At 72.8% G+C, this 14,047-nt stretch carries 15 protein-coding genes and 1 tRNA gene; 6 read left to right on the top strand and 10 right to left on the bottom strand.

What is annotated here, in order from left to right; translation table 11 throughout:
- The first annotated feature begins 29 nt into the window (after positions 1 to 29).
- Positions 30 to 374: a hypothetical protein gene (locus ACFY32_RS02040; protein ID WP_359191206.1), complete on the top strand. Its 345-nt coding sequence runs from the start codon at positions 30 to 32 to the stop codon at positions 372 to 374.
- Between the two features lie 119 nt (positions 375 to 493).
- Here the strand turns inward: ACFY32_RS02040 and ACFY32_RS02035 are convergent.
- Positions 494 to 568, bottom strand: a tRNA-Val gene (locus tag ACFY32_RS02035).
- 158 nt (positions 569 to 726) lie between these two features.
- Between ACFY32_RS02035 and ACFY32_RS02030 the strand changes: the two genes are divergently transcribed.
- The 4 genes from ACFY32_RS02030 to ACFY32_RS02015 all read left to right on the top strand — a co-directional run bounded on the left by ACFY32_RS02030 (position 727) and on the right by ACFY32_RS02015 (position 3,871).
- On the top strand, positions 727 to 1,494 hold the full coding sequence (locus ACFY32_RS02030; protein WP_359191209.1) for a DUF4097 family beta strand repeat-containing protein: 768 nt from the start codon (positions 727 to 729) through the stop codon (positions 1,492 to 1,494).
- A gap of 71 nt (positions 1,495 to 1,565) precedes the next feature.
- Positions 1,566 to 2,894 (top strand): hypothetical protein, encoded by a 1,329-nt coding sequence (locus ACFY32_RS02025; RefSeq protein ID WP_390673183.1) that lies wholly within the window; start codon positions 1,566 to 1,568, stop codon positions 2,892 to 2,894.
- A 40-nt stretch (positions 2,895 to 2,934) separates the two neighbouring features.
- On the top strand, positions 2,935 to 3,153 hold the full coding sequence (locus ACFY32_RS02020; protein ID WP_359191215.1) for a zinc ribbon domain-containing protein: 219 nt from the start codon (positions 2,935 to 2,937) through the stop codon (positions 3,151 to 3,153).
- A gap of 55 nt (positions 3,154 to 3,208) precedes the next feature.
- On the top strand, positions 3,209 to 3,871 hold the full coding sequence (locus tag ACFY32_RS02015) for a DedA family protein (protein WP_390673182.1): 663 nt from the start codon (positions 3,209 to 3,211) through the stop codon (positions 3,869 to 3,871).
- Here the strand turns inward: ACFY32_RS02015 and ACFY32_RS02010 are convergent.
- The 3 genes from ACFY32_RS02010 to ACFY32_RS02000 all read right to left on the bottom strand — a co-directional run bounded on the left by ACFY32_RS02010 (position 3,864) and on the right by ACFY32_RS02000 (position 8,364).
- Positions 3,864 to 4,667, bottom strand: a complete 804-nt coding sequence (locus tag ACFY32_RS02010; RefSeq protein WP_390673181.1) for an HAD family hydrolase — start codon at positions 4,665 to 4,667, stop codon at positions 3,864 to 3,866. The genes ACFY32_RS02015 and ACFY32_RS02010 overlap by 8 nt on opposite strands.
- Positions 4,667 to 7,126, bottom strand: coding sequence for a phosphoribosyltransferase (locus ACFY32_RS02005; protein ID WP_390673180.1), 2,460 nt, complete (start codon positions 7,124 to 7,126; stop codon positions 4,667 to 4,669). The genes ACFY32_RS02010 and ACFY32_RS02005 overlap by 1 nt, the downstream gene beginning before the upstream one ends.
- Before the next feature lie 71 nt (positions 7,127 to 7,197).
- Positions 7,198 to 8,364, bottom strand: a complete 1,167-nt coding sequence (locus ACFY32_RS02000; RefSeq protein ID WP_359191224.1) for an HpcH/HpaI aldolase/citrate lyase family protein — start codon at positions 8,362 to 8,364, stop codon at positions 7,198 to 7,200.
- A gap of 219 nt (positions 8,365 to 8,583) precedes the next feature.
- Between ACFY32_RS02000 and ACFY32_RS01995 the strand changes: the two genes are divergently transcribed.
- Complete coding sequence (locus ACFY32_RS01995) at positions 8,584 to 9,498, top strand: TerD family protein (protein ID WP_390673179.1); 915 nt, start codon at positions 8,584 to 8,586, stop codon at positions 9,496 to 9,498.
- Between the two features lie 31 nt (positions 9,499 to 9,529).
- Here the strand turns inward: ACFY32_RS01995 and ACFY32_RS01990 are convergent, their stop codons facing one another.
- From ACFY32_RS01990 to ACFY32_RS01965, 6 genes are all read right to left on the bottom strand, one after another.
- Positions 9,530 to 10,267, bottom strand: coding sequence for a Tellurium resistance (locus ACFY32_RS01990; RefSeq protein ID WP_359191230.1), 738 nt, complete (start codon positions 10,265 to 10,267; stop codon positions 9,530 to 9,532).
- A gap of 166 nt (positions 10,268 to 10,433) precedes the next feature.
- A complete protein-coding gene (locus ACFY32_RS01985; RefSeq protein ID WP_390673178.1) occupies positions 10,434 to 11,576 on the bottom strand; it encodes a DUF475 domain-containing protein in 1,143 nt (380 codons plus the stop codon).
- Positions 11,577 to 11,625: 49 nt separating this feature from the next.
- Positions 11,626 to 12,201 carry a TerD family protein gene (locus tag ACFY32_RS01980; protein ID WP_390673177.1) on the bottom strand — a complete coding sequence of 192 codons (576 nt, stop codon included), beginning with the start codon at positions 12,199 to 12,201 and terminating at the stop codon, positions 11,626 to 11,628.
- A gap of 115 nt (positions 12,202 to 12,316) precedes the next feature.
- Positions 12,317 to 12,892 (bottom strand): calcium homeostasis/redox stress adaptation protein, encoded by a 576-nt coding sequence (locus tag ACFY32_RS01975; RefSeq protein WP_359191239.1) that lies wholly within the window; start codon positions 12,890 to 12,892, stop codon positions 12,317 to 12,319.
- Positions 12,893 to 13,003: 111 nt separating this feature from the next.
- A complete protein-coding gene (locus ACFY32_RS01970) occupies positions 13,004 to 13,462 on the bottom strand; it encodes a peroxiredoxin (protein ID WP_359191242.1) in 459 nt (152 codons plus the stop codon).
- Between the two features lie 133 nt (positions 13,463 to 13,595).
- Complete coding sequence (locus tag ACFY32_RS01965; RefSeq protein ID WP_190202117.1) at positions 13,596 to 14,033, bottom strand: DUF3052 domain-containing protein; 438 nt, start codon at positions 14,031 to 14,033, stop codon at positions 13,596 to 13,598.
- Between the last annotated feature and the right edge of the window lie 14 nt (positions 14,034 to 14,047).

Here is a 14,047-nt window from a genome sequence, read left to right as displayed (position 1 = left end):
TCGAATTCGAACAGGAGTATCATTGTGCCGTGGCTACGACCTATGATTTTCCGAGTGACCTCCTCGCCGGTCAGGAGGAACTGCATCAGGTCCGGGCCGAGCTGTCGGCCCTGCTGAAGCGGCTCCCCTGGTGCGTGGCACCGGCGGACGGATTCAGCGACGACACCGGCTGGCGCAAGGTCGAGCGCCCCGCCACCCCCGGCTGGTCGGACGACGAACAGGCCGAGGTCGAGAAGCTCCGCCGCCGCGAACGCGAACTGGCCGTCTTCGTCACCACGCACCGCTACTGGTCGCAGTTCACCGGCCCCGACCAGGTGGCCGCCCGCTCCCGCCTCAAGCACGCCCACGAGACCCCGCCCGGGGACGGGACGTGAGCCGGCCCCGCACCCGCGGAGCGGGCGGCACGCCCACCGGCCACGCGGCGCGCTCCGCCACCGGCCCCTGACAGCAGCACAGGGGCCCTCCGCCGAACAGCGGAGGGCCCCTGGACCGATGGTGGGCGCGGACGGTTTCGAACCGCCGACATCCTGCTTGTAAGGCAGGCGCTCTACCCCTGAGCTACGCACCCGGGACGAGTCGACAGCCTACCCTGCCGGGGCCGTCGGCTCGCAAACCCGTCCGGGGGGATAACCCCACCGGCGATCCGGTAGCGGCCCCGATATCCCGGCGGGCCCCCGCTCCGTACGGTCGAAGAGCCCCATACCGACCGTATCCAGGGAGACCGTCATGGCCCGTACCGTTCCCGCTCGGGCGCTCGTCGCCGCCGGCGCCGCCGTGCTCGCCGTCGCGGGCCTGGCCGCCTGTTCCTCCGCCGACGACGACAAGGAGCCCGAGACGCGGAGCTTCTCGCTGCCGGGCCGCACCCTCACCGTCGACTCCGACGACAGCGCGCTGGAGATCGTCGCCGCCGAGGGGCACGCCTCGGGCCGCATCGAGGTCACCCGGTGGTTCGACGGGTCGGTCGCGATCGGGGACGACCCGAAGGTCACGTGGAAGATGGACGGCGACCGGCTGGTGCTGCGGATGCACTGCTCGGGCTTCGTCTCCGACTGCTCGGCCAGGCACCGCATCGAGGTGCCCCGGGGCGTCGCCGTCGAGGTCGGCAGCGTCGACGGCGGCGTACGGGCGCGCGGGTTCCGGGACCCGCTGAGCGTGCGCACCACCGACGGGTCGGTGCGGGTCGGCGACTCCACCGGCCCGCTGGACCTGCGCAGCGACGACGGCTCGGTCCGCGCGGACGTCGACGCGCGCCGGGTGACCGCCCGCACCGTGGACGGCTCGGTGAGGCTGCGGTTCGGTGCCGTGCCCGGCCGGGTGGACGCGCGGAGCGAGGACGGTTCGGTGACCGTCGAGGTGCCCCGGGCCACGTACAAGGTGACGACGCGGAGCGACGACGGCTCGGTGCATGTGTCCGTGCCCCGAAGCGACTCCAGCTCCCATGTGGTGGACGCCCGTACCGAGGACGGCAAAATCACGGTCCGCACGGCGAACTGACCGGCCCGTGTGTTCGTCCTTTACGGGTGGGAGAATGGACCCGGGCAGGGCGGACGACACGGGAGAGGGATGTGGCGGCGACACCATCGCGTGACCTCCTCGCGCTGACCGCGCTGCCGCTGCTCGCCGCGCCCCTGCTGCTCGGCGCGTTCGCCGGGGGCGGCACCCGGCGCTGGTTCGGCGGGCGGGCCGAGAGCCAGCGGGCGGAGGCGCAGGCCGCGAAGGACGCCGCCGCGGCCGCGTTCTACGAACTGGACACCGCCCAGCGGGACCTGCGGATCTCCATCGAGACGATCACGGCCGTCGACGACTCCCCCGCCGCCCGCCGCGCGGTCGACGGCTTCGAGGCGCTCGGCCGGCGCATCGACGAGGCCAGCCTGCGCTACATCGGCGCCGTCGACGCCCACGACCTGGACCGCGACGACCTGGAGGCGTCGGCCGCCGCCCGCGCCCGCACCGAGCTGACCGCGGCCCGCGACGAACTGGAGCAGGTCGAGCGGGAGCTGGACCGCTTCGCCGAGGGCCTCGGCCCGCTGCTCGGCAAGGCCGAGACCCGGCTGGCCCGCCTCGCCCCCGCCGTCGAGCGCGCCCGGCAGTCCCTCCAGGCCGCGTCCGACGCCCTGGACGCCGTACGGGCGGCGGGGCTGCGGGCGGACGACCTGGCCGCCCGGCTCGCCGCCCTCGCCCCGGAGCTGACCAGGCTCAACCAGGGCGCCGGACGGCACGGCGTGCCGGAGACGCTGGAGCGGGCCGAGCGGGTCACCCGCCAGGCCGAGGCGGTCCGCGCCGAGGCGGGGCAACTGCCGGAGCGGGCCGCCGAGATCGGCCGGCGGCTGGTGACGCTGCGCACCCGCGCCGAGGCCCTGACCACCCGCACCGAACAGGTCGAGCCGGTCCTCAGCGAGCTGCGGCGGCGCTTCACGGCCGCCTGCTGGCAGGACCTCCAGCACGTCCCCGACCAGGCCGCCGAGACCGTACGGCAGGCGGAGCGGAAGCTGGCCGAGGCGCGGACCGCCCGGGACGAGCAGCGCTGGCCGGACGCGACCGCCCTGCTGTCCACGGTCCGGGCGCTGCTGAACGAGACCGACGAGGCGGTGTCCGCCGCCGGCGACCGGCTGCGGCAGCTCAACGCGGTGCAGAAGGACCCGCGGGCGGAGATCGACCGCACCCGGTTCGCGATCCGGGACGCGCAGCGCCTGGCCATGGCCGGCCGCCACACCCCCGATCCCCGCGACGCCCGCCCGCTGGACGAGGCGGTGGCCAGGCTGGAGCGGGCGATCGGCTCCCTGGAGGGCCGGCACCCCGACTACTGGCACTTCCTGACCGAGACGGACGCGGTACGGCGGACGGTGGCCGGTGTGGTGGGGCGGATACGGGAGGAACGCGGGGCCGGGCACTGAGTCCCCCCGGTGGGTCCGGCCTCCGGGCTAATCTGGGCTCATGCCTCGTTACGAGTACCGCTGCCGCAGTTGCGGCGACACCTTCGAACTGAGCCGTCCCATGGCCGAGTCCGCCGCTCCCGCCGTCTGCCCGGCGGGCCACGGCGACACGGTGAAGCTGCTGTCGACCGTCGCGGTCGGCGGTTCGTCCGCCGCCCCGGCCCCGGCGTCCGGGCCCGGCGGGGGCGGCGGCTGCTGCGGCGGGGGCTGCTGCGGCTGACCCCCGGGCCTCGCGCTTCAGGAACCCTTCAGGGTCGGGTCCCTAGCGTGGCCGTATGACGACCGGAGCGGCGACCGGACCGCAGTGGATCAATGACCTCATGGACGCGCTGGGCGCGCCCGGGGCCGGGATCGCCATCGCGCTGGAGAACCTGTTCCCGCCGCTGCCCAGCGAGGTGATCCTGCCGTTCGCCGGGTTCGCGGCGGCCTCCGGGCGGATGGATCTCCTCGCCGTCCTGATCTGGACGACGGCGGGCTCGGTGATCGGCGCGCTCGCCCTGTACGGAGTGGGCGCGCTGCTCGGCCGGGACCGCACCGTGGCCATCGCCGGAAAGCTGCCGCTGGTGAAGGTCTCGGACATCGAGAAGACGGAGGCGTGGTTCCTGCGGCACGGCACCAAGGCGGTGTTCTTCGGCCGGATGATCCCCGTCTTCCGCAGCCTGATCTCCGTGCCGGCCGGCGTCGAGCGGATGCGGATGCCGGTCTTCCTGGCCCTGACCACGCTGGGCAGCGCGATCTGGAACACCCTGTTCGTGCTCGCCGGGTACGCCCTCGGCGACAACTGGACGAAGGTCACCGACATCGTCTCCGCGTACTCCAAGGTCGTCCTCGCCGGCGCCCTGCTCGCGGTGCTGGCCTTCGTCGCCGTACGGCTGCTGCGGCCGGGCGGCGGGCGGCGCCGCCGGGACGGCGCCGACGAGGAGCGGCCGGTCAGGTAGCCGCGGCCAGGAACTCGCCCGCGATCCGCTCCCCGGCCAGCACCCCCCGCTCGGGCAGCGCGGTGACCGCCGGTGCGCTCCAGCCGGAGTCGGCCAGCTCCCCGTGGCCGGGGCGCCAGCCCCGGTCGGCGGCGAGCAGCAGGTCGGCGTCGAGGAGGGAGTCCCCGGCGGCGAGGACCGGCCCGGCGCCGGTGCGGCGGGCGACCTCGCGGACGGCCGCGCTCTTGGTGAGCGGCCCGGGGACGGCGTAGATCTTGCGGCCCTGGAGGGAGACCGTCCAGTTGCGCTCCCCGGCCCAGCCCGCGAGGTCCTCGACCCAGGTGTCGGGGAGCAGCTCGCGTTCGACGACGAGGTAGGCGAAGAGGTCCTCGGCGCTGCGGTGCTTGCGGACCCAGACCGGGTCGGCGGCGCGCAGCAGGTGCTCGCGCACCTCGTCCAGGGGGGCGCACTCGTCGGTGAGGCGGGCGGTGACGCCGGCGTGCCAGTCGGGGTCGGTGGCGCCGTCGACGAGGAGGTGGCCGCCGTTGGCGCAGATGGCGTACGCGGGCGGCGGGCCCGGCAGGCTGATCCGCCGGTACTGCTCGCGGGTGCGGGTGGTGACCGGTACGAACACCGCCGCGCCGGCGAGCGAGCTGAGCAGCCCGGCCGCGGTCTCCGTCATGAAGGACAGCGGCCTGCCCTCGTAGACCTCGACGCACAGCAGGCGGGGCGCCTCGGCGTCGGGGCCTCTCAGGGCGAGCGCGGCGGCGGAGTAGATCAGCGTGCGGTCGAGGTCGCTGGCGACGAGCACCGGCATCAGCGGGTCACCGCCCGGCCGTCGGCGCCGGTCGCGCCGCGGGTGTACCGGGGGTGGATCAGGCCGACGCAGGTGTACGGCAGGCCGTCGACCTCCTCGACGGGCACCCCGCGCTGGGCGGCGAGCAGCCGGACGTGGTCCAGGTCGGCGCCGGCGCCGGTGCGGGCCAGCACCTTCCACGGCACCCGGCGCAGCATGACGCGGGTGGTCTCGCCGACGCCGGGCTTGACGAGGTTGACGTCGTGGATGCCGTACTCCTCGCTGATCCGCTCCACCGCCCGCCAGCCCTCCCAGGTGGGGGTGCGGTCGGCGGCGAGCAGTTCCTTGGCCTGGGCGTCGACGGCCTCGGTGACCTCGGGGAAGCGGGCGGCGACGGCGTCGAGGAAGGCGTTCGACAGGTCGGCGCCGGCGAGTTCGCGGTAGAACTTCGCGCCGTGGAAGTCGTGCGGGCCGACCAGGTCGGCCCGCAGCACCGTACGGGATATCAGGCCCGAGACGGTGGAGTTGAGGCAGGCGGAGGGGATGAGGAAGTCGTCGCGGGTGCCGTAGGTGCGCACGCACGAGCCGGGGTCGGCGAGGACGGCGATCTCCGGGTCGAAGCCGGTGACGCCGTCGGTGGCCGCGAACGCGTCGAGCGCGGCGGCCAGTTCGCGGGTGATGGCGCCCTTGCCGGTCCAGCCGTCGACGAAGACGACGTCGGCGGGGTCGTGGTGGGTGGCCAGCCAGCGCAGCGCGTTGGCGTCGATGCCGCGGCCCCGGACGATCGACACCGCGTAGTGCGGGAGGTCCAGGCCGTGCCGGAAGCGGGCCCAGCGGCGCATCAGGACGCCGACCGGGGTGCCGGCGCGGGCCAGGGAGACCAGCACGGGGCGGGGCGAGCGCTCGGTGAGGACGAGGTCGGTGACCGCGCCGACGGCTCGGGCCAGCCGGGCCGTCGATTCCCCGAGCGCCGCGTGGAACAGCTCCCGGTACTCCTCGCTGGGCTGGTACTCCACCGGCAGCGACTCGGCGTAGTGGGCGCCGCCGGACTGGATCGCCTCCTCGCGCTCCTCGGTCGGCGCCTCCAGCGTCACGTCCGAGAGGTCCTGGAGCAGCCAGCCGACCTCGTCGGGGGCGTACGAGGAGAAGGCGGGGCCGCGGAGGGGCTCGGGCAGCATGGCGGGCCTTTCGGGACGGGCGCCGGGGACGTACGAGGGGACGACCGCGAGCAGCACGTGCGGGGTGTGCTCGGCGAGCCGGGCGAGCAGGCCGCCGGGGGCGTGCAGCGCGGGGGTGTCGGCCACCGAGTCGACGACGGCGACGACGGCGTCGAAGCCGGCGCCCGCCACGTTGTAGGCATAGCGCTCGCCGGGGCCGTCGGCCGGGTCGTCGTGGGCGGGGAAGACCAGGCGGGTGCGTATCGCGTAGCCGGGGTCGTCGACGGCGAGGACGGGTGAGCGGGTGGTGGTGGAGTAGCGCACCTCGGCGGCGACGGTCCGCTCCAGTTCGCGGGCGAGCCGCAGCGGGGCGTACATCAGCTCCTCGAAGCCGAGCACGAGGACGCGGCGCGCGTCGGCGGGCAGCGCCTCGGCCAGTTGGGCGGCCATCCCCGGGAGGGCGGCCTCCAGTCGGGCCCGGTGCGCGGGCGTGAACCCGTGCCGGGCGCCGTCCGGCAGGTCGCGGGGCCAGCACAGGTCCACTCGGGTGGGGTGCGGCCCACCACGGCCCGCACCCGACGACGCGCCCTCGGCCGCCTCGTACCGCGCCACCAGCTCCTGCCCTCGCTCCAGCACCCCCTCCGGCAGCCTCACCGTCCCCGAGGCCGCCGCGACGAGGTCGACCGTCGCGCCGATCTCACGGGCGAGGCCGGTGAGGCGCCCGGCGTCGGCCGGGGAGCGCATGTCGACCAGGGCGACGACGACGTACCGGTCGCGGGGGTAGCGGGCGTGCAGGGCGCGGACGGTGTTGAGGACCGTGTTGCCGGTGGAGAACTCGTCGTCGACCAGGACGAGCGGCCCGGGGCCGGCCAGCAGCGCGGGGTCCTCGGGGAGCAGCAGGTGGCTGGTGGCGTGGGAGTGGGACTCCTCGAAGCCGCCCGCGCGGGCGACGCCGGGGACCGGGCGGCGGGTGGAGTGCAGACAGGGCGCGTCGCCCAGGCCGTCGGCGACCGAGTGGCCGAGGCCGGTGGCGGTCTCCGCGTAGCCGAGGACGACGGCGCCGGCGGCATCGGCGCCGAGCAGGTCGCGGACGCGCCGGCCGAGGGCGACGCCGTGGCCGTGGACGACGGACGGGGACTGCGGGACGTGCTTGCCGAGCACGTGCGAGACGAGCAGGTGGGCCCGCTTGGGGTTGCGGCGCAGGGCGAGCCCGAGCAGGTCGGTCAGGGCGGGGTCGCCCTCGAGACGGACGCCGAGCCGTTCGGCGACCCATCTGCCGGTCCAGTCGCCGGTCCGCTCGCCCGCCGGCGGCTGTTCGTCCATGTGTTCCTGCCTCCCGTGGTCACCTGCGTGGTCCATGATCCCCTGCCGGGTCGTCGGCGCGGCCGGGCGGGTCAGTCGGCCAGGCCCGCGGCGAGCAGTTCGACGAAGCCGATGTCCTCGCCCGCCACGCCGAACGCCTCGGCGCGCAGCAGCGTCCGCTCGGCCCAGGCGCGGTGCGGCTTCACCTCGTTCATCTTGTTCGTGTACGCCGACCTGAGGACGCCCCCGCCGCCGCGCTCGGGCCGCAGGATGTCCTGGGCGTCGCTGTACTCCTCGTGGCTGACCACGGACAGGGCGTGCACCGGCAGGACGTGGGAGGGGTGGATGCAGGTCTTGCCGAGCAGGCCGTTGGCCTGGTCCAGGGAGATCTCCCGCAGCAGTCCGTCCATGGCGTGCTCGATCAGCCTGGCGCGCAGGTCGGCGGCCCGGCCCTCCAGGAACGGGCTCTGGCGCAGTTGCGGTTTGAACATGCGCTCCTGGACGCGGAAGTACTCCCACACCGGCCCGGTCACCGTGAACCCGGTGCCGTCCGCCCGGCCCAGCATGTTCACCACGTCGGCGATGACGGAGGCGACGACCTGGACGTCGTAGGCCGTCATGTCGGGGCCGCGGCGCAGGCCGTAGGAGGAGCAGAAATCGGTCACGCCGAGCCGGAGGGCGAGGACGCGGTCGCGGTACTTGTCGACGGCGCGGAAGATGCCCTCCAGGGTCTGCACCCGGGTCTCCCGGTAGAGCAGCTCGGGGGACTCCAGGACCGGCATCGCGAACAGCCGGCGGCCGGCAGCGGCCTCCGCGGCGGCGAGGGCCTCCAGGAAGGGGACGCCGCGCTCGGCGGTGAACTTGGGCAGCACGAACCCGGAGAGCAGGGCGGCGGCCGGCCCCAGGCGCCGCACCAGGTCGGGTATCTGCTCGGGGGTGCGGACCCGCACGAACAGCAGCGGGACGCCCGTGCCGGGGCGGGCGGCGAGGTCGGTGAGCTGGCGCACGACGTTGTCCTCGCCGGCCGGTACGTCGGCGTCGTCGATGGAGTCCTCCAGGCAGAGCACCATGGAGACGACGCCGCGGGCGGCCTGCTTGACGATGTCGTCGGCGAGCCGGGGCCGGGTGGCCGGGCTGTAGAGCGTGGCGCCGAGCGCCGCCGCGAGCAGCGGGGCCGGGGAGTCGGCGGTGAACTCCGCCGGTTCCCGGTGGAACAGACGCTTCCGCACCTCAGGGGCGATGTGACCGAAATGATGCATAAGTGCTCCCCTGGGATGTCTGGGCAACCTGTGAACCGTCCGAAGGTGGCCGGTAATAGTACGTAGAGACCCATGTCCTGGGTTCCCGCCGGGTGTGAATTCCAGGTGACCCGGCTGTGTCGGGCCCGCGCGGCGGCCCCCGCCGAAACCCCCGCCGACACCCTTCCGGTACCCGCCCCCGCATTGTCGTGACCAGGACCGAGCAGGCAGGATGACGGCATGACGCACGCGATGCTGAAGGGGTCGAACATCCCGGTCGAGACCACCACGGTCCGTGCCGTGCTGCGCTGGGCGCCCGGCCAGAACGTCCCGATGGTGGACGCCTCCGCGTTGCTGCTCGGCCCGGACGACCGGGTGCGCTCGGACGAGGACTTCGTCTTCTACAACCAGCCCCGGCACCCCTCCGGGAAGGTCTGGCGGCTCGGCACCAAGCGGGTCGCCGAGGGCCTGACCGACACCATCCAGACAGACCTGGCCGGCGTCGAGCCCGCCATCGGCCGCGTCCTGCTGGTCGCCTCGGCGGACGGCGTCAGCTTCGACCGGGTCCCCGCGCTGCGCATCCTGCTGTACGACGCCGCGGGCGCCGACGCCGAGCCGCTGGCGTACTTCGACGTCAAGCCGGAGACCGGCCAGGAGACCGCGCTGATCTGCGGGGAGCTGTACCGGCGCGGGGAGAGCTGGAAGTTCCGGGCGCTGGGCGAGGGCTACTCGAACGGGCTGCGGGGGCTGGCCACCGACTTCGGCATCTCGGTGGACGAGTCGGAGGGGGCACCGGAGGAGGCGGGGGCCGCCGCCCCGGAGTTCCCCGAGGCGCCGCGCCCGGTGCCCGCGACCCAGGCGGCGCCGGCCACGCGGACCGCGCCCGCGCACAGCGCCTCGGCGCCGACCACGCCCGCCCAGCCGCTGCCGCCCGAGCGGCCGGCCGGGGCGCCCGAGCGGCCGGCGTACGGCTATCCGCACCCGGCCCCGGCGACCGGGCCCGCCTACGGCTACCCGCACCCCCAGCAGCCCGCGTACGGCTATCCGCAGGCACCCGCGGCGGCGGGGTACGGCTCCGCGCCGCCGGCGCCGCCCGTGGTCCCCGACCCGGACTTCCGGATGCCGCCGCAGGGACCGCAGTTCCTGCGGCGCTAGCGGGGCCGGCGGGGCCGCCGCGGGGCCGGGCTCAGCGCTCGGCCTTGGCCTTGTAGCCGCGGCCCCACTGCAGGCCCCAGCCGTAGAGCCGGTCCAGCTCGCCCTGGAAGCCGTACACGAACTTCACCTCGCGGCGGACGAGGATCTCGCCCTTGACGTTCTCGATCATCACCACCGCGCAGGAGCGGGCCTGCGGATGGCGTTCGTCGAGATGTATCTCGATCCGTGGGCCGTTGCTCGGGTAGAGCGTGACGATGGCGTGGGTGCGGTCGAAGGCGGGCGTCTGGTCGTAGATGTACGCGAAGACCAGCAGCCGTTTGATGGCGTCCCGGTGGTCGAGGTTGACGTAGATCGTCTCACCGGAGGCCGAGCCGAACCGGTCGTCGCCGCTGAGCTTGACGTACGGCGCGTCGTTGATCTCGCCGAAGAAGCCGCCGAGCGGCTGGACGACGCCCCGGGTGCCGTCCTGGAGTTCGTAGAGGCAGCCCAGGTCGAGGTCGACGTTGACCATGCTCTGGCTGTGGCCGAGGACCTCCGGGGGCTTGAGCGCCTTGAAGGGGTGGCGCAGCAGGCTCTCGCGCTGGCCGCCCATGATGTCGGAGGTCCGCATCCGCCAGGCCAGGTTGATTCTCAGGTGGCCGGTGGCCGCGCCCTGTCTGGTCAGCGACACCTGGCTGTGCCGTTTGGTCAGCTCGATCGAGTTGCTCGCCGCGCTGCCCGAGTCGAAGTCGGTGCCGCGACCGCGCCACAGTCCGTCCAAGAAGCCCATTCCCGCCCCCACGTCCCACCACGTCGCATGTCATCGGCACACCGCGGGGCGGCGCCGAGGAGTGGTCCTCGACGGCCGCCCCGCTTCAGAGCGTTCCCGCACCCCGGCCCCGTTCACACTCCGGTGCGGAGGCACCGGGGGCGCACAGGGCCGGGGGAGGAGCCCCTCACACCCCGGAGGAGATCTCCGCCTTCGAGCTGTCGCCCTTGCCCTCGGCCTCCGCGATGCGCCGGTTGCGGCGGACGGAGGACCAGAAGGAGGCGCCGATCAGGACGACGCCGATCAGGCCGGTGACGATCTCGTTGATCTCGTACTGGATGGTGACCAGGAGGATCACCGCGAGGGCACCGATCGCGTAGTGGGCGCCGTGCTCCAGGTAGACGTAGTCGTCGAGGGTGCCCTGGCGGACCAGGTAGACGGTCAGGGACCGGACGTACATGGCGCCGATGCCCAGGCCGAGCGCCATCAGCACGATGTCGTTGGTGATGGCGAAGGCGCCGATCACGCCGTCGAAGGAGAAGGACGCGTCCAGGACCTCCAGGTAGAGGAACATGAAGAACGCGGCCTTGCCCGCCAGCTTGACCGCCGACTTGGGCTTGCCCGTGCGGGCGGCGGTCTCCTCCTGCTCGTGCTCGCGTTCCTCCTCCTCTTCGAGTTTCGCCTCGAAGTGCCCGGAGAGACCACCGACGATCATGTACGTGATCAGGCCGGCGATGCCCGCGAGCAGCACCGTCTCGGCCTTGTCGACATGCGCGCCGCCGTGCTGGTGGGCGTGGGTGGCGACGGTCATCGCGGCGATGACGAGCACGATCAGGGCGATGCAGGCCGAGAGCATGTCGACCTTGCCGAGCCGGGACAGCGGGCGCTCCAGCCAGCCCAGCCACTTGATGTCCCGGTCCTCGAAGATGAAGTCGAGGAAGATCATCAGCAGGAACATGCCACCGAAGGCGGCGATCGCCGGGTGGGCGTCGGTGACCAGCTCCTGGTAGCGGTCCTTGTCGGTGAGCGCGAGGTCGACGGCCTCGATCGGTCCGAGCTGGGCGCTGATGGCGACGATGACGACCGGGAAGACCAGCCGCATGCCGAAGACGGCGATCAGAATGCCGACGGTGAGGAAGATCTTCTGCCAGAAGGCATTCATCTTCTTCAGGATGCCGGCGTTGACCACCGCGTTGTCGAACGACAGCGAGATTTCCAGGACGGAGAGGATCGCCACGATGCCGAAGGCGGTCCACCCCCCGTAGAAGACCGCCGCGACCAGGCCGAGCGCGGTGACCGCGAACGACCAGCCGAAGGTTTTCAGAAGCACTGGCTACCCAATCCGTATGTGTACGGGATTCCCCGCGCCGGGCTCGGCTTTACGAAACGTTGACTCCGAAGTCTAGGGCGATGCCCCGCAGTCCGGACGCGTACCCCTGTCCCACCGCCCGGAACTTCCACTCGCCCTGGTAGCGGTAGAGCTCGCCGAAGATCATCGCGGTCTCGGTGGAGGCGTCTTCACTGAGGTCGTAGCGGGCGAGTTCCTGGCCGTCGGCCTGGTTGACGACCCGGATGAAGGCGTTGCTGACCTGGCCGAAGGTCTGCCCGCGCTCGTCGGCCAGGTGGATGGAGACCGGGAAGACGATCTTGTCGCAGCGGTCCGGGACCTTGGCCAGGTCGATGATCAGCGACTCGTCGTCACCGTCGCCCTCGCCGGTGAGGTTGTCGCCGGTGTGCTCGACGGAGCCGTCGGGGCTGGTGAGCTGGTTGTAGAAGACGAACCATTCGTCACCGAGCACCCGGCCGCCGGCGCACACCAGCGCGCTGGCGTCGAGGTCGAAGGGGGCTCCGGTGGTGGAGCGCGCGTCCCAGCCGAGCCCGACCATCACCTGCGTGAGGTTCAGCGCGGCTTTGGACAGGGAGACGTTGCCTCCCTTGGCGAGTGTGACGCCCATGTTGCTGGTCCTCCCCGGGTGGTGGTACTGCCCTGCCTGCGGGTGGTGCGCGTCCGGCGCCGCACGCGGACCGTGCGGCGCCGGACGGGGAAACCGCCGTCTTCGCGGTGGAGGCTCAGACGTTGACGCCGAAGTCCTGCGCGATGCCGCGCAGGCCGGAGGCGTAGCCCTGGCCGATGGCGCGGAACTTCCACTCGGCGCCGTGCCGGTACAGCTCGCCGAAGACCATGGCGGTCTCGGTGGAGGCGTCCTCGCTCAGGTCGTAGCGGGCGATCTCGGCGCCGCCGGCCTGGTTGACGACCCGGATGAAGGCGTTGCGGACCTGGCCGAAGGACTGCTGGCGGTTCTCCGCGTCGTAGATGGAGACCGGGAAGACGATCTTCTCCACGTCGGCGGGGACGGCCGCGAGGTCGACCTTGATCTGCTCGTCGTCGCCCTCGCCCTCACCGGTGAGGTTGTCGCCGGTGTGCTCGACGGAGCCGTCGGGGCTCTTGAGGTTGTTGAAGAAGACGAAGTGCGCGTCGCTGGCCACCTTGCCGCCGCTGTTCAGCAGCAGCGCGCTGGCGTCCAGGTCGAAGTCGGTGCCGGTCGTGGTCCGCACGTCCCACCCCAGACCGACGATGACCGCGGTCAGGCCGGGGGCCTCCTTGGTCAGCGATACGTTGCCGCCCTTGCTGAGGCTGACTCCCACGAGTCCTCCATTGGTGTCGGGGGCGGGAAGCCCCGTAGTGCTTGGATGTCGGATCAACGACTCGATCCTAGTGACGGGTTCCCGCCCCTCGCAGGCCCAGCGGCCGAAGAATCACAGGGTGTCGAGCGCCTTCACGTACGCGCCGAGGTCCCGGGCGTCGGGCAGAGCGTTGACGACGGTCCAGCGGACGACGCCCTCGCGGTCGATGACGAAGGTGCCGCGCACCGCGCAGCCCTTGCCCTCGTCGAAGACGCCGTAGGCCCGCGAGACCTCGCCGTGCGGCCAGAAGTCGGAGAGCAGCGGGTACTCCAGGCCCTCCTGCTCGGCGAAGACCCGCAGGGTGTGGATCGAGTCGTTGGAGACCGCGAGCACCTGGGTGTCGCGGTCGGCGAACTGCGGCAGGTTGTCGCGGACCTCGCACAGCTCACCGGTGCAGACGCCGGTGAAGGCGAACGGGTAGAAGATCAGCACGACGTTCTTCCGGCCGCGGAAGTCGGACAGCCTCACGGTCGCGCCGTGGTTGTCCTTGAGTTCGAAACCGGGGGCCTTGTCGCCGACCTGGATCGCCATCGTCGTGTCCGTCCCTTCGGAGGGGGGTGTTCGGTACGACCACCCTACGCAGGGGTGCGGACAGGCCGGTGGACGGGCCGACGGCGGTCGGCCCGTCCGGTGTCCGCTTCGGACCGCCCCGGGGGCGTGCGGGTTACCGCTTGGACTTGGCGGCCTTGGGCGTCGCCAGCCTGCTGCCGCTCCAGTCCTTGCCGACGCTGACGCTCTTGGAGGCCGTCAGCCCCGCCGTCGTCGCGGCTTCCGAGATGTCGCTGGGCTCGACGTAACCGGAACGGCCGGTCTTCGGCGTGAGGAGCAGGATCGCCCCGCCTTCCTCGATGTACGTGGTGGCATCCACCAGCGCATCCGTCAGGTCGCCGTCGTCGTCACGGAACCACAGCACGACGGCATCGGCCACGTCCTCGTAGTCCTCGTCCACCAGGTCGCCCTCGATGACGCCTTCAATGGCCTCGCGGAGCTCCTGGTCGACGTCGTCGTCGTAGCCGATCTCCTGGACCACCTGCCCGGGCTGGAACCCCAGCCTGGCGGCAGGGTTCGTCCGCTCCTCCGCGTGGTCCGCGGTCGCGCTCACGGGTTGCCTCCTGA

It is taken from the genome of Streptomyces sp. NPDC000134 (assembly GCF_042899225.1).
In the GTDB taxonomy this organism is placed as follows: domain Bacteria; phylum Actinomycetota; class Actinomycetes; order Streptomycetales; family Streptomycetaceae; genus Streptomyces.
The sequence above is the reverse complement of the archived record's forward strand: the minus strand, read 5'-3'. Positions and strand labels throughout refer to the sequence as shown.

Coding starts and splice junctions, on each gene's coding strand:
- ACFY32_RS01980 (WP_390673177.1), bottom strand. CDS start 12,201: ATGGGCGTCACACTCGCCAAGGGAGGCAACGTCTCCCTGTCCAAAGCC.
- ACFY32_RS02005 (WP_390673180.1), bottom strand. CDS start 7,126: ATGGACGAACAGCCGCCGGCGGGCGAGCGGACCGGCGACTGGACCGGC.
- ACFY32_RS01990 (WP_359191230.1), bottom strand. CDS start 10,267: ATGGGCTTCTTGGACGGACTGTGGCGCGGTCGCGGCACCGACTTCGAC.
- ACFY32_RS02030 (WP_359191209.1), top strand. CDS start 727: ATGGCCCGTACCGTTCCCGCTCGGGCGCTCGTCGCCGCCGGCGCCGCC.
- ACFY32_RS02020 (WP_359191215.1), top strand. CDS start 2,935: ATGCCTCGTTACGAGTACCGCTGCCGCAGTTGCGGCGACACCTTCGAA.
- ACFY32_RS01970 (WP_359191242.1), bottom strand. CDS start 13,462: ATGGCGATCCAGGTCGGCGACAAGGCCCCCGGTTTCGAACTCAAGGAC.
- ACFY32_RS01995 (WP_390673179.1), top strand. CDS start 8,584: ATGACGCACGCGATGCTGAAGGGGTCGAACATCCCGGTCGAGACCACC.
- ACFY32_RS02000 (WP_359191224.1), bottom strand. CDS start 8,364: ATGCATCATTTCGGTCACATCGCCCCTGAGGTGCGGAAGCGTCTGTTC.
- ACFY32_RS02015 (WP_390673182.1), top strand. CDS start 3,209: ATGACGACCGGAGCGGCGACCGGACCGCAGTGGATCAATGACCTCATG.
- ACFY32_RS02010 (WP_390673181.1), bottom strand. CDS start 4,667: ATGCCGGTGCTCGTCGCCAGCGACCTCGACCGCACGCTGATCTACTCC.